This window comes from Acinetobacter sp. (assembly GCF_045628685.1).
Lineage (GTDB): Bacteria > Pseudomonadota > Gammaproteobacteria > Pseudomonadales > Moraxellaceae > Acinetobacter.
The window spans coordinates 56,597-71,137 of the sequence record NZ_JAZQPV010000096.1 but is presented as its reverse complement, the minus strand read 5'-3'; the positions used below and the strand labels follow the sequence as shown (position 1 = coordinate 71,137).

The window sequence follows — 14,541 nt, the reverse complement described above, 5'->3', positions numbered from 1 at the left end:
TTAACTGTGATTGACCAAACTGACAACAGAACAATACAATTTTTTGTAGAAAAAATTTAAACCGACGGTTCGCTTATTTAACTGACAGATGATCGAGCAAAGCCGCATTGTGCCTTGTTTTATGCAAAAAAATTGACTATAATTTGCGCCTTTCCAATTTATTCATTCAGGTAGGCTATGGCCAATAAAGAGGAACTCATCGAGTTCGAAGGCGTTGTCACCGAGACGCTTCCTAATACTATGTTCCGTGTACGTTTAGAGAACGGTCACGAAGTGATTGCCCACATCTCTGGTAAAATGCGTAAACACTATATCCGCATTTTAACTGGCGACAGTGTGAAGGTTGAAATGACACCTTATGATTTGACTAAAGGTCGTATCACCTATCGTGCACGCTAAGTTTTAGCGCAAGCAAAAGCCACTTTTAGTGGCTTTTTTTATGACTTTAATTATTTACCGATGAATAAAACAATTTGACACAGGGCGATAATTTCACGACTATTCATTTAATTAAAACAACCTGTATAAAAACAATAAATATGAAGTGCTTGACCCTATTTCCCAGCTTGTTTCTCGTTGCATGTGCCACAGGCGGAAATCAGCATCTGTATCAGTCTTTACAGCCCTATGTCGGTCAAACTGCAGTACAGGTTCGCAGCCAGCTTGATCTTCGTGCAATGGGATTCAAAACCTCCCAGACACCGATTCAGACAACAGAATTTCTCAGCTACACTATTTTCCGGGATATGAATATTCCGATGGGTACGCCTAATATTAGTCAAAGCATCTCGATAGGTGCACCAATGCCGACACCCTCGAATGGGGGTTATAATATTGAGATGAAATGCCAAATCTGGTTTGACTTGAAAGATGAAATTGTTCAAGACATTCGTTATACCGGTAGAGCTTGCTGAACTGCATTCAGTGAAGTTCAGAGCCTGTATTTGGATTAAATGAGGGACCCAACTCATTATAGTCCTCTCTACCGCGTGTCAAATTACAACAATAACCCTGCTATTTTCTGCCTAAACTGGTCTTCAGTCAGTCCTGTGCAGGAGTGAATTATGTTGTTATCTCATCGAGTATCCCTGAGTCTCTTGGGCATATTTATCGGCATGACCGGTTGTACACATTCACCAACCACTACCCCAACTGAACGGGAAGCTTACTTGCAACAGTTTATTGGACAAAGTAGCCAGTTCATCGATCAAAATCTGGATCTGAAACACCTAGGTTATCAACAGGTCAGTGGCCCCAAACTTAGCGCCAAGCAATTAAGCTATGTGGTACAACGTCCTATTTCTATTCCTTTGCCTTCGGCAGGGAGTGGACCTGCCCCCATCCCTATCAGTCCTGCAGACAGCTATGACATTGATCTACAGTGTAAAATTACTTTTTTATTAAAAAATAATATTGCAACAGCTGTCCGTACTTCAGGTCGAACCTGTTAATCATTTTCAGATTCGAAATTCCAGCTATAAAAAACGCAGCTCAAGGCTGCGTTTTTTAATCAAAACCAACTTAGTTCAATGCAGTAACTACCGCTTGACCCATCTCAACCGTACCGACTTTATTCATGCCTTCAGACATAATATCTGGGGTACGCAAACCTTGATCCAAGACCTGACCTACTGCATCTTCAATGGCCTGTGCTGCAGCTTCTTCACGGAAAGTGTAACGAAGCATCATGGCAACCGAAAGAATCGTTGCAAGTGGGTTCGCCAGGTTTTGACCTGCGATGTCTGGTGCCGAACCATGGCAAGGTTCATACATACCTTTACCATTTTCATCTAGTGATGCAGATGGCAACATGCCGATTGAACCGGTCAACATCGCCGCTTCATCCGACAAAATATCGCCAAACAAGTTAGAGGTCACAATCACGTCAAACTGTTTAGGGGCACGTACCAATTGCATTGCTGCATTATCCACATACATGTGTGACAAGTTAATCTCTGGATATTCTGCTTCTTTCATTGCAGTCACAGTTTGTTTCCAAAGCTCAGTCACTTCAAGCACATTGGCTTTATCGACAGAACATACTTTACCGCCACGCAGACCTGCCAGCTCAAACGCCACTTTGGCAATACGCTTGATTTCAGACTCTGAATAAATGTCAGTGTTAAAGCCCTGTTTTTCACCGTTTTCGAGTTCACGAATACCACGAGGTTGACCGAAATAGATGCCACCCGTCAATTCGCGAACGATGAGAATATCCAAGCCAGATACGATTTCCGGTTTTAAACTTGAAGCATCAGCCAATTGCGGATATAAAATTGCAGGACGCAAGTTAGCAAAAAGATTGAGTTCACTACGTAATTTCAACAGACCGCGTTCTGGACGAATTGAGCGCTCAATGGCATCCCATTTAGGCCCACCGACCGCACCGAGTAAAATTGCGTCTGCTCTTTTTGCCTGTTCGGATGTCTGTTCAGGATAGGGTGCTCCATGTGCATCAATCGCTGCACCGCCCAATAAACCCTGTTCCCAAGTCAAACCTAAATTGAATTTTTCATTTACTCGTGTGAGTACCTGCTCTGCGGCTTTAACAATTTCAGGACCGATGCCGTCACCAGCTAAAATCAAAATATGTTTAGACATGAGATTTTCCATTTTTCAATTCAGTCATTTGACTGAGGGGGATTTTAAATTTTTTTGTTCCACAAACTCGCCTAAGCCATTCAGGACATTATACGGTTTGCAGAAACGCCGAATGGTCTTTTGTTCTTGATGAAGTTCAACACAGAGTGGATCTGGTGCAGATGCATTCAACAAATTACCTTTATGATGGGTTCGGTCACGATACATCTTAAAGGTATAGGGTTTTTGCGACGTGAAATTGTGGAATACATGCAAAGTTTCAGCGCGATCCTTGGATATCGGATAGAAACGAATCACCAATTCATGCTGCCCTGCGGGTACTGACAGAAATAAAGGATTCGCTTCATTTAAGGACTTGGCCTGCAAACGGACCAGACCTTGCTGAATGGCTTCACGACTCACCCGATGACTCTGTGCATCAACAATGTGAATTTGATTCAACCGCTCAAATTCGCATTGTTCTGTACCGGTACAGAAAATCAAGGCATTCAATTCTGTCGATTTTGTTTCTTTCACATTTTTAATACGCGCTGTATCAATGGCTTGGCATGCACTTAATGATGCGACCATAAGCCCAAGTACAGCAAGCCGACCATAAACCTTTGCCATTGTTCGAGTCCCCCCTCACCAATTAAAGCCAACGAGATATTTTTATGGACTCGATATTAGCAAGAGTTAGGCTCCGATACTACTAGGGCTGAAAATTCAAGCAATTAACCGCGAATTTCCTGAAATACCCAAGGACGCGATTGTTTGGTTTTTTCTTCATAGGCACGAATATCATCAGCTGCCTGAAGAGTTAAACCAATATCATCCAAACCATTCAATAAACAATGTTTACGAAACGGATCAACTTCAAATTTAAAGCTTTCACCCGATGGTGTACGTACTTCTTGGGCTTCAAGATCGATAGTTAACTGGTAACCTTCAGTTGCAGCACACTCTTTAAATAACTGATCCACAATCTGTTCAGATAAGATTACAGGCAACATTCCGTTTTTAAAGCTGTTGTTAAAGAAAATGTCTGCATAACTTGGCGCAATTACCGTACGGAAACCGTATTCCTCAAGTGCCCACGGCGCATGCTCACGGCTTGAACCACAACCAAAGTTGGCACGTGAAATCAAAATAGAAGCACCTTGATAACGCGGTTGATTCAAAGCAAAATCTGGATTTTTGGGACGTTTAGAATTATCTAAACCCAAATAACCTTCATCCAAATAACGCAATTCATCAAACAGATTTTCACCAAAACCGGTACGTTTGATCGATTTCAAAAACTGTTTTGGAATAATTAAATCTGTATCGACATTGGCACGGTCTAATGGTGCAACGATACCTTGTTCAACAGTATATTTTTTCATGTTTATTTCCCAATGAATCCGTTACCTCTCCCCAGCCCTCTCCTACAAGAAGAGGAAACCCCTTCTCTTGCGCCATTCATGGCTCAGGGCGAAGGCTGGAATGAGGGCTTAAACTTAGAATGAACGCACGTCAACAAAATGACCGGCAATGGCTGCTGCTGCTGCCATAGCTGGGCTCACCAAGTGCGTACGACCGCCATTACCCTGACGACCTTCAAAGTTACGGTTAGAGGTTGAGGCACAATGCTCACCCGGTTGCAATTTGTCAGCATTCATCGCCAAACACATTGAACAACCGGGTTCACGCCACTCAAAACCAGCCTGCAAAAATACTTGATCCAAGCCTTCAGCTTCAGCTTGCTGTTTCACTAAACCAGAACCGGGAACCACCATCGCCTGTTTAATTGAAGCGGCAACTTTACGACCTTTAATCACTTCAGCGGCAGCACGAATATCTTCAATACGAGAGTTGGTGCATGAACCAATAAATACGCGGTCTAACTGAATGTCTGCCAATGCCTGACCTGCATTTAAACCCATATATTGATAAGCACGGGTCCAGTCATTGCGTTGTACGTCATCTTTGGCTTGTTCTAAAGTCGGTACAGCTTCTGAAACAGGAATCACCATTTCAGGTGATGTACCCCATGACACTTGCGGTTCGATCTCTTCACCTTGTATTACCACTACAGTGTCAAAGTGTGCGCCCTCATCCGAATGCAAGGTATTCCAGTATTCAACTGCCTGATCCCACTGCTCACCTTTGGGTGCGTAGTTACGACCTTTTACATATTCAATCGTTTTGTCATCGACAGCGACCATACCCACGCGCGCACCGGCTTCAATTGCCATGTTACACACGGTCATACGACCTTCAATCGACATGTTACGGAATACCTGACCACCGAATTCAATTGCGTGACCTGTACCGCCAGCCGTACCAATTTTACCAATGATCGCCAATACGACATCTTTTGAAGTGACGCCCTGACCTAATTTACCGTCAACACGAACCAACATGTTTTTCATTTTCTTTTGAACCAAGCATTGAGTCGCCAATACATGTTCAACTTCTGAAGTACCAATCCCGTGTGCCAAGCAACCAAATGCACCATGCGTCGCGGTATGTGAGTCACCACACACCACGGTCATACCCGGCAAAGTCAAACCTTGTTCAGGCCCAACCACATGCGCGATCCCTTGGCGGATATCATTGATTTTAAATTCAACAATATTGAAAGCTTCACAGTTGTCATCCAAAGTTTGTACCTGGATACGTGAAGTTGCATCTTCAATCCCGGCAATCCCTTGATCGCGTTCAGCTTTTGATGTTGGCACGTTATGGTCTGGAGTTGCGACATTGGCACTTAAACGCCAAGGTTTACGACCTGCAAGCTGTAAACCCTCAAAAGCTTGGGGCGACGTTACTTCATGTAATAAATGACGATCGATATAAAGTAAGGCTGAGCCATCATCTCGTTGTTTTACTAAATGGTCATCCCACAATTTGTCATACAAAGTCTTTGCTTTTTGGGTATTGCCTGCCATGTCGACGCGCTCCATAGAACTGGGTAATGCTTTCATTAACTTCGATTATAACCACGTATTAACATAAATCTAATTTATCATTTTTATTAGTTTGAAAACTTTTTGGAATTTGTTTTTAGTCTATAAAAGCCTGCATTACTGCAAAATTTCATATCCATACTTTTCCAGCCAAAACCCTAATTACACATGATTTTTGATCCATTTGAGATCGATTATTTCTTCATAGAAAAAACTTAACTTTTATAAAATAGATACGTTAACAAAGCTCATCTATTTAGAAGACTGCTCTTTACTCTCTGCCAGCTGTTCAATCGCCCTGATTAATTTAGCCTTGGCTTGGCTACACTCAGCAGCGGCTCTGTTTTCATCCCCTTCGTCATCTGCAAGTTCATAGACACCCATGCGTTTTTCAACCGCTTCTTCAAAACTATCCAGCAAATATTTAATATGTTTAATATCCATCATTCACATCCTTTTAGTCGTACATCAGTAGTAGATACTGTTTATTTATGTTTTTAATTAACTCACTTCCAATTTATAAAACCGATTAAAAAATCCAAAATATTTGTTTTTACAAGTTAAATAAGACTGATTATCATTTATCCATATCCCGAGTAAAGATTGAGACCTTGCCCTATGGCGTATATTCAAAAATTCATTGACAACAACCAACGTATGTTTAAGAAAACATTTAGCTATTATATTATGCACATCACGATTGCCATGTTGGTGGGCTATTTCGTGACAGGAAGTATCTGGATGGCCCTCACCTTGAGCTTGCTTGAACCATCTATTCAGGCCATTGCTTTCTTTTTCCATGAAAAAGTTTGGGAAGCAAAAACATCCAAGAATACCGAAAAGCAAGAATATGCTCAGCTAAACCGAGGTTAAAACATATAAATCTTGGGTTCTGGTGTTCTCATCTTTATCAAAATCACTCTAACAAATTAGGGTAATTTTTTATTTCTACGAGTTAAATTTACATCTTTATACATTTTTATGTACAGATTTTTATCATTTCATTCACTTTCAGTATAAAAATATTTTATAATTATTTCATTATTGCATAACCAGACTATTACTATGAATCTTGCTGCTTTTGAAGCGTTTGTTAAAGTCATGGAAACCGGCTCGATTTCCATGGCGGCCGATCTGTTGTTTATTACCCAGCCGGCAGTGACCAAACGGATTCATAGTCTAGAAGAATATTTCGGGGTGAAACTTTTTGAATCTGCAGGTCGTGGCGTTCAAGCGACTCATGCTGCGCATTCGCTGTTACCCAAAGTCAAAAACTGGTTAAATGAACTGGGTGATATTCACCATACCTTAAGTCATGAACAAGGACAGGTTCAAGGCAAACTTAAAATTGGCACCAGTCATCATATTGGCTTGCATCATTTACCCAACCATCTGCGGAATTATGTTCAGGAATTTCCAAATGTAACTTTGGATGTGCATTTTGTCGATTCAGAACAGGCGCATGAAAAAGTGCTTGCCGGTGAGTTGGAACTGGCATTTTTAACCCTTCCCCCACAGGGCGATGCTCGTCTCAGTTATGTCACCATCTGGAACGATCCTCTGGTTTTTGTGGCAGCGCCTTTTCATCCTTTAGCCAATCAGAAAGATTTACAACTGGAAGATCTGACGCTTTATCCAAGTTTATTACCGGCTGCGCAGACCTATACCAGTCAAATTACCTTGGCTGAATTTGAAAAACGCGGTTTGAAGCCAAAAATCAGCATGAGTAATAACCCACTCGAATCAATTCGAATGCTGGCTTCCATTGGTTTGGGTTGGTCTGTATTGCCCAAAACTTTGCTGAATCAGGATTTACAGCAACTGGATATCAACTTTGAAATGAATCGCAAACTCGGCATGGTTTGGCATCCGGGTCGTACCCAGTCCCGTGCAGCTCAAGAGCTGGTTACTATGATGCAACAAACGATTTAAATCTAAATTGTTATTGCTGCATCTGAGCTGATGCAGCATTTTGTTACCTAAATCCTGAGAACAGACAGCTTGCTTTCGAGTACTTTTAGACAGAAGACATGAAGAATGTAGTTTCAAGTCTAGAAAAAGAACTCAACGGAGTATGGCCATATGTGGATGGATTCATTATCTGTAACCTGCAAGAAAAGCCAAGCCTTAAGCTCACAGCGCAATCCCGATCTCTGGCAAACGGCCCATGCCTCGCTACTGCCTGCCCCGAGTTTAAACTTTCCAGACGAAGCGACTGCACGGTGTACATTGCGTGAATATTTCCTGAATACTTTTAATACCTATGAACTGTTGTTTGAATGCCTGAAAAATCAGGAAGCTTACTCCCTTAGACCGATTAATTTACGACATCCATTGATTTTCTATTTTGGTCATACGGCGACTTTTTTTATTAATAAACTACTGTTAAGCAAACTGATGAGTGAACGTGTAAATCCGCAGCTAGAAAATATTTTTGCGGTGGGTGTCGATGAAATGAGCTGGGATGACTTAAATGATGCCCATTATGAGTGGCCAAGTGTAGAACAGGTTCGCACTTATCGGCATCGGGTTCGTTCAGAAGTGCTAAATGTGATTGAACATGCGCCATTGAGCTTGCCCATCAACTGGCAGCATCCCTAGTGGTCCATCATCATGAGTATTGAACATGAACGGATTCATCTTGAAACCTCATCAGTACTGATTCGCCAGCAGCAACTGGAGCATGTCCAAAATCATCCTCAATGGCGTGCCAATATCACCACCAGTATTGCACCAGAAAACAGCTTAATTACCGTTCCCGAAGGGCAAATCAACTTAAATAAGAGTTTAGACAGCTGCTTTTATGGCTGGGATAATGAATATGGTCAACACCAAGCTGAAGTACCCAGTTTTGCAGCATCGCAATATCTGGTGTCCAATGAGGAATTCTTCAGTTTTGTTGAAGATAACGGTTATTCAACTGACCGCTACTGGACAGAAGAAGGACTAGCCTGGTTACAGTTTACCCAAGTCGAACATCCCAGTTTTTGGCGTAAAACCGCTTTAGGCTGGTCACTCCGGATCATGCTGGAAGAGATTCCGATGCCTTGGAATTGGCCAGTAGAAGTTAACTATCATGAGGCCAAAGCCTTTTGTAACTGGAAAGCACAGAAAACCGGTCAAAGTATTCGCTTGCCTACCGAAGATGAATGGTACCGTTTGTATGACGTCGCCGGTTTAGATCCTGAGCTGCCCAGTCCTGCACAGGCCAATATTGAACTGAAATATGGACCTCAGCCCTGTCCGGTGGACTATTTTCAGCAAGGTGATTTTTTCGATATTCAGGGCAATGTCTGGCAATGGACTGAAACTCCAATTTATCCCTTTGAAGGTTTTCAGGTGCATCCCATTTATGATGACTTCAGCACGCCCACTTTTGATGGACGACATAATTTAATCAAAGGCGGCTCCTGGATTTCTGCCGGCAATGAGGCTTTGCATAGTGCACGTTATGCCTTTCGGCGGCATTTCTTCCAGCATGCGGGATTCCGTTATGTCGCTGCATCACAAGAATTGAAGCAATTCCACTCCCACTATGAAACTGACCAGCTGATCTCTCAGTATCTAGAATTTTAGTACGGTGTGGAATATTTTAATGTTCCCAATTTCACCAAAAGCCTGGTTGAGCTTGCCCAACCTTATTTCAAGCATCTTACGGCCCATAAAGCCTTGGATATCGGCTGCGCTACAGGCCTTGCCAGCTTTGAATTGGCACGCTATTTTGATCAAGTCACCGGACTGGATTTTTCCGCACGCTTTATTCAGCAAGCGGTACAGTTGGCACAAGGTGAAACGTTACATTATACCCTTCCAGTCGAAGGCGAACTGGTCGACTATAAAGCTTGCAGCTTAAAAAAACTGGGGCTAGATGCCTATGCCAATCGTGTGGATTTTTTTCAGGCCGATGCCTGCAACTTGAAAGCTCATTTTAGCGGCTATGATTTTATTCTTGCAGCGAATCTGATTGATCGCCTGCATCATCCAAAAGATTTTTTAGCCGAGATTCACACCCGATTAACTGTGGGTGGGATTTTAATGCTGAGTTCACCTTATACCTGGTTAGAGGAACATACTGCGTATAGTGAATGGCTGGGTGGCTTTAAAAAAAACGGGGAAAATTTTGGCACGCTGGATGGAATTCGTGAATTATTACAGGCGCATTTTGAAATGCTTGCTGAGCCTCAAGATATTGCCTTTGTTATTCGTGAAACAGCACGTAAATATCAACACACCTTATCGCAAGTGACTTTATGGCGGCGGGTAAAATAGGCTACGGCTGTTAATGCTGCATCCCGGCAAGCAAAATAATAGATATACCCACAATATAAATATAGATAAAGATACTAATGAATACAGGCAAACTTCGCGTTGTACCTAACCTTATGCTTGAGGGTCGATCATAGGAAGATGTAATTTAAATAGGCAGACCACTTTTTCCAATACAGGGTATTCGCAAAAAATCCCAGCAAGATATGACTGAGAGCATATACAATATAGAAAATAAACAATAGTTCACCGGAATATTGGTGAGGAGAAAATAAAATTACCCCGAATGCGATCATCGGCCATACCAGAATAATACTGCCCAAGAGGAACATTTTTCGGTAAAAAAACCAAAGTGATCCAAATAGAAATACCGCTCCATTAAACACAACTGGAGCACCTTCATCTAATTCCTGAAAAATATCTGCATCGTAATCATCATTATTTCCAGCAAACTCTTTCAGTTTTTGTTTTTGATCCAAAACCTGATAAGTAATATTGAACAACTTTAAGTTTGAATTCTTTCGAATATTTAGCCATAGAAAAGCACCCTCCAAATTAGACGAAGTATCCAACTTTCGGGGTGCAGATCATCGAACTGGCTTTTTAGGTTTTAAGGTGCATTCAGATTTCGCTGATCACATCCTCATGCAGGGATTCATTCAGTTGGTCCACCACGATGGCCCATTCACCATCAGATGCGATTTTTTCAGCGAGAAACTGGCGCTGTGCTTCAGACCAGTACGGTGCATCCAGCAAATTAAAATCCTTATGCAGCTGATGATCGTTAATGAAGGCCGCAATTCCTTCTTCGCTGGCATCCAGGCCCAACTGTTCAAATAGGTGCGTCATGCGTGGTCTAACTTTGTTCATTTCAACTACCTCTGAGTTTCCCTTGTTCTCATTATTCAAATTAAGCTTAGCATGAGCTGAAGCAAGGTAATGTGACAATAGGTGATTTTTCACTTTGAATCTGTGCACATATAAAAGCACAACCTGAGTTGTGCTTTTATATGTGCACAGATTTGAACGATTTAGATGCTTAAATCGACCAGTCCTGAATTTCCCAATTTTGTTCTTTGGCTAAAACCGCCAACCGCTCATCCGGATTGACCGCGATCGCATGGTCGGCATGTTCCAGCAAGAAACGGTCATTGATTGAATCTGAATAAGCCCAAGATTCTTCCACCTTTCGCCCCGAAAGCCATTGTTTCAAACGGATCAGTTTACCTTTTTGATAACACGCGGTATTGATGACTTTACCGGTATATTTACCGTCAATGACTTCTGCATTGGTAGCAATAATTTCAGTAATGCCAAACTCATGAAAAATCGGTGCAGTAATAAAATCAGAAGTAGCCGTAATACCGACTAACTCATGCCCTGCCTCTTTGTGTTTTCGAATCGCGGTGAAACCTGCAGGACGCATTTGTGGACGAATCACTTTTTTCATGAATAATTCATGTAATTCAGTTAAGTAATCATTTTCATGTTGGGTTAAAAACTCAAATACAAATTCGTTATAAGCAATCGGGTCAAGTTGCCCGGCTTTATAGTCTTCATAGAACTTGTTATTCATTTGGCGATGTCGGATTGGATCGACTAAACCTTCGTTAACAAGAAACTCACCCCATGAATAATCCGAATCGGTGTTTAGCAAGGTGTGATCGAGGTCAAATAAAGCCAATTTCATGAAAATACTCGTAAAAACTGCAATTTAAGAAAAAAATTGTAAATCTATCTCCGCTAGTCGATAGAAATTCGTTAAGATCATAGCAATTTTTAACATTTAAGCTGTGTTTTTTTTCGAGATGGATATAGAAATAACAGTCCCCGAAAATAAAGCCATACATTACATATGATTTAGGTAGCCAAATGATCGACTCAGAAGGTTTCCGACCGAATGTCGGGATCATTTTGGCAAACGACGTTGGACAAGTTTTATGGGCAAAACGCATTGGACACAATGCTTGGCAATTTCCACAAGGAGGTATCCAGTATGGAGAAACCCCTGAACAGGCACTTTATCGTGAGCTGAGAGAAGAAGTTGGCTTATTGCCCGAACATGTTCAAATCGTAGCACAAACAAAAGGTTGGCTACGTTATCGTTTGCCTCAACGGTATATACGCTCGGATTCAGACCCGGTGTGTATTGGTCAAAAACAAAAGTGGTTTTTACTCAAACTGACAGCTTCAGCAAAAAATATTCAGCTGGATTTGTCTGATCCACCCGAGTTTGACCAGTGGCAATGGGTAAGTTATTGGTATCCATTAGGACAGGTCGTGAATTTTAAACGCGATGTATACCGAAAAGCGATGGTGGAACTGTGTAACCAGTTACCTTCCATAGAAGCATAAAAAAATCGTATGAAAATACAGATTTTTTATTAGTATGTTGTTATAAATAAAATGGATTTATACTTTTTTTTGGAGCAGATTTTATGTCGAATATGCAACTGGACACCTTAAGACGCATTGTACAAGAAATCAATGCGTCCACCAGTTTGCATGAATCACTCGACATTATGGTCAATCAGGTGGCAAATGCCATGCAGGTTGATGTCTGCTCCATTTACCTGCTTGACGAACGTAACCAGCGTTACCTGCTCATGGCTTCTAAAGGTTTAAAGGCGGAAGCTGTAGGCCACGTTTCATTGCATACTGGGGAAGGTTTGGTCGGTCTAGTCGGGCAACGTGAAGAAATCGTCAACTTAGACAATGCCCCCAAGCACGAACGCTTTTTATATCTGCCGGAAACCGGTGAAGAGATTTATAATTCTTTTCTTGGGGTTCCGGTCATGTACCGTCGTAAGGTGATGGGCGTATTGGTCGTTCAAAATAAAGAATCGCAAGATTTTAGTGAAGCGGCGGAATCTTTTCTCGTCACCTTGTGTGCACAGCTTTCCGGAGTGATTGCTCACGCACATGCGGTCGGAAATATTGATGTGTTCCGTAAACCCAACAACCTGCCAGCTTATAAGACCTTCCAAGGCGTGTCTGGTTCTGGCGGCATTGCCCTAGGGCGTGCTGTAATTCTGTATCCTCCTGCCGACTTGTCTTCTGTACCGGACCGTGAAGCAGATGATATCAGTGAAGAACTGGATCTGCTGGATCATGCGATTGGTTCTGTGCGTGAAGAAATCAAATCTCTTGATGACAAAATGCAAGATGCCTTAATGGCGGATGAACGTGCTTTATTTAGTGTGTTCTTACGCATGCTGGATGAAAATGCACTGCCTGCCGAGATTAAAGCGGAAATTCGGGATGGCAACTGGGCACAAGGTGCGGTTCGTATTGTGATCGACAAGCATATTGCCCTGTTTGCACAAATGGAAGATGGCTATTTACGCGAACGTGTTTCCGATCTCAAAGATCTCGGACGCCGTATTTTAGCGTTCTTGCAAGAAGCGGATGCTAGTCATCGGGAACTGACTGATGAAAGTATTCTGATTGGTGAAGAAATTTCCACGGCAGCATTGGTCGAATTACCGGTGGATAAAATTGCCGCAATTGTTACCACCGAAGGTGCAATGAACTCGCATATGGTGATTGTGGCACGCGCACTCGGCATTCCAACCGTGGTCGGTGTAACCGAACTGCCGATTAATACCCTGGATGATGTCGAAATGATTGTCGATGCACATCAGGGCCGGATTTTTATCAATCCGCCACGTCGCTTGCGTACCCGCTATAAAGAAATTCAAAAAGAAGAAGAACAACTGGCCAAAGATTTAAAACAGTACGAAACCAAAGATGCCATTACTCCTGATGGGGTTGCGGTTAGACTGTTCGTCAATACCGGTTTAATGATTGATGTGGTGCGGGGGGTACAACGGGGTGCCAAAGGTGTCGGATTATACCGCTCTGAAATTCCATTTATGCTGCGTGACCGCTTCCCGGGCGAAGAAGAGCAACGTGCCATTTACCGTCAACAGCTGAGTCACTTTGCTAATAAACCGGTGGTGATGCGTACTTTAGATATTGGTGCAGATAAAGACCTGCCTTATTTTTCCATAGAAGAGGAAAACTCGGCGCTCGGCTGGCGTGGTATCCGCTTTACCCTGGATCATCCTGAAATTTTCTCTTCGCAAATTCGTGCCATGCTCAAGGCCAGTATCGGGCTGAACAACTTGCACATTTTGTTGCCTATGGTGACCAGTGTCAGTGAAGTTGAAGAAGCGCTGTATTTGCTTGAACGCGATTGGACAGCGGTTCAAGAAGAAGAACAGGTTAAAATCACCAAGCCGAAAATTGGCATTATGGTCGAAGTACCGAGCGTACTTTTACAAATTGAAGAATTTTCCGAATTAGTCGATTTTTTCTCGGTGGGTTCGAATGACTTAACCCAATATTTACTGGCGGTCGACCGCAATAATCCACGTGTTGCCAATGTCTATTCACATTTCCATCCGGCGGTATTACGTGCTTTAACCCGGCTGGTTAAAGAATGTCACAAGTACAATAAACCGGTCAGCATTTGTGGTGAAATGGCCGGTGATCCATTGGCTGCAATATTATTGATGGCGATGGGCTTCAATACGCTGTCGATGAGTTCGAGTAATATTTTGCGGGTACGTAAGGCGATTTGTCATGTTCCGATGACCGAGGCATTACAACAGCTGGAACATGTCTTGAAAATGGATAATCCATTGATCGTGAAAAGCTGGATGGAATATTACTTTAAGACCCATGGTCTGGCGGACATGGTGAAATCTGCTACACGCATTGTCGGTGCTTAAATGCAGGC

Annotated in this window: 15 protein-coding genes and 1 pseudogene; 8 read left to right on the top strand and 8 right to left on the bottom strand. The window is 42.4% G+C overall.

The window, feature by feature from the left end; all coding sequences use genetic code 11:
* Positions 1–177: 177 nt before the first annotated feature.
* The 3 genes from infA to ACKI4H_RS12900 all read left to right on the top strand — a co-directional run bounded on the left by infA (position 178) and on the right by ACKI4H_RS12900 (position 1,451).
* Complete coding sequence (infA, locus tag ACKI4H_RS12910; protein ID WP_001284370.1) at positions 178–399, top strand: translation initiation factor IF-1; 222 nt, start codon at positions 178–180, stop codon at positions 397–399.
* Positions 400–533: 134 nt separating this feature from the next.
* On the top strand, positions 534–914 hold the full coding sequence (locus tag ACKI4H_RS12905; protein ID WP_407306411.1) for a hypothetical protein: 381 nt from the start codon (positions 534–536) through the stop codon (positions 912–914).
* 150 nt (positions 915–1,064) lie between these two features.
* Positions 1,065–1,451 carry a hypothetical protein gene (locus tag ACKI4H_RS12900; RefSeq protein WP_407306340.1) on the top strand — a complete coding sequence of 129 codons (387 nt, stop codon included), beginning with the start codon at positions 1,065–1,067 and terminating at the stop codon, positions 1,449–1,451.
* A gap of 70 nt (positions 1,452–1,521) precedes the next feature.
* On the opposite strand, the gene leuB is transcribed toward ACKI4H_RS12900, so the two are convergent.
* The 5 genes from leuB to ACKI4H_RS12875 all read right to left on the bottom strand — a co-directional run bounded on the left by leuB (position 1,522) and on the right by ACKI4H_RS12875 (position 5,978).
* Positions 1,522–2,601: a 3-isopropylmalate dehydrogenase gene (gene leuB, locus ACKI4H_RS12895; RefSeq protein ID WP_407306338.1), complete on the bottom strand. Its 1,080-nt coding sequence runs from the start codon at positions 2,599–2,601 to the stop codon at positions 1,522–1,524.
* A gap of 24 nt (positions 2,602–2,625) precedes the next feature.
* Complete coding sequence (locus ACKI4H_RS12890) at positions 2,626–3,210, bottom strand: hypothetical protein (protein WP_407306337.1); 585 nt, start codon at positions 3,208–3,210, stop codon at positions 2,626–2,628.
* A gap of 104 nt (positions 3,211–3,314) precedes the next feature.
* The gene (gene leuD / locus ACKI4H_RS12885; protein WP_407306335.1) at positions 3,315–3,965 is read right to left on the bottom strand and encodes a 3-isopropylmalate dehydratase small subunit; all 651 of its coding nucleotides are present in this window, start codon (positions 3,963–3,965) and stop codon (positions 3,315–3,317) included.
* A gap of 114 nt (positions 3,966–4,079) precedes the next feature.
* The gene (gene leuC, locus ACKI4H_RS12880; protein ID WP_407306333.1) at positions 4,080–5,513 is read right to left on the bottom strand and encodes a 3-isopropylmalate dehydratase large subunit; all 1,434 of its coding nucleotides are present in this window, start codon (positions 5,511–5,513) and stop codon (positions 4,080–4,082) included.
* A gap of 270 nt (positions 5,514–5,783) precedes the next feature.
* Positions 5,784–5,978, bottom strand: coding sequence for a hypothetical protein (locus ACKI4H_RS12875; protein WP_407306331.1), 195 nt, complete (start codon positions 5,976–5,978; stop codon positions 5,784–5,786).
* 171 nt (positions 5,979–6,149) lie between these two features.
* On the opposite strand from ACKI4H_RS12875, the gene ACKI4H_RS12870 reads away from it, so the two are divergent.
* From ACKI4H_RS12870 to ovoA, 3 genes and pseudogenes are all read left to right on the top strand, one after another.
* Entirely contained in the window at positions 6,150–6,404 is a 255-nt protein-coding gene (locus ACKI4H_RS12870; RefSeq protein ID WP_407306329.1) for a DUF2061 domain-containing protein, read from the top strand.
* A 192-nt stretch (positions 6,405–6,596) separates the two neighbouring features.
* Positions 6,597–7,463: a LysR family transcriptional regulator gene (locus ACKI4H_RS12865; protein ID WP_407306327.1), complete on the top strand. Its 867-nt coding sequence runs from the start codon at positions 6,597–6,599 to the stop codon at positions 7,461–7,463.
* A 156-nt stretch (positions 7,464–7,619) separates the two neighbouring features.
* Positions 7,620–9,800, top strand: a pseudogene (ovoA, locus tag ACKI4H_RS12860) (5-histidylcysteine sulfoxide synthase).
* A 128-nt stretch (positions 9,801–9,928) separates the two neighbouring features.
* Here the strand turns inward: ovoA and ACKI4H_RS12855 are convergent.
* From ACKI4H_RS12855 to ACKI4H_RS12845, 3 genes are all read right to left on the bottom strand, one after another.
* Positions 9,929–10,300 carry a DUF2628 domain-containing protein gene (locus tag ACKI4H_RS12855; RefSeq protein WP_407306325.1) on the bottom strand — a complete coding sequence of 124 codons (372 nt, stop codon included), beginning with the start codon at positions 10,298–10,300 and terminating at the stop codon, positions 9,929–9,931.
* 118 nt (positions 10,301–10,418) lie between these two features.
* Positions 10,419–10,667, bottom strand: coding sequence for a DUF2789 domain-containing protein (locus ACKI4H_RS12850; protein ID WP_407306323.1), 249 nt, complete (start codon positions 10,665–10,667; stop codon positions 10,419–10,421).
* A 169-nt stretch (positions 10,668–10,836) separates the two neighbouring features.
* Positions 10,837–11,487, bottom strand: a complete 651-nt coding sequence (locus tag ACKI4H_RS12845; protein WP_407306321.1) for an HAD family hydrolase — start codon at positions 11,485–11,487, stop codon at positions 10,837–10,839.
* A 182-nt stretch (positions 11,488–11,669) separates the two neighbouring features.
* Between ACKI4H_RS12845 and ACKI4H_RS12840 the strand changes: the two genes are divergently transcribed.
* A complete protein-coding gene (locus tag ACKI4H_RS12840) occupies positions 11,670–12,152 on the top strand; it encodes an RNA pyrophosphohydrolase (protein WP_407306319.1) in 483 nt (160 codons plus the stop codon).
* An 83-nt stretch (positions 12,153–12,235) separates the two neighbouring features.
* Positions 12,236–14,533: a phosphoenolpyruvate--protein phosphotransferase gene (gene ptsP, locus ACKI4H_RS12835; protein ID WP_407306317.1), complete on the top strand. Its 2,298-nt coding sequence runs from the start codon at positions 12,236–12,238 to the stop codon at positions 14,531–14,533.
* Positions 14,534–14,541 lie beyond the last annotated feature (8 nt).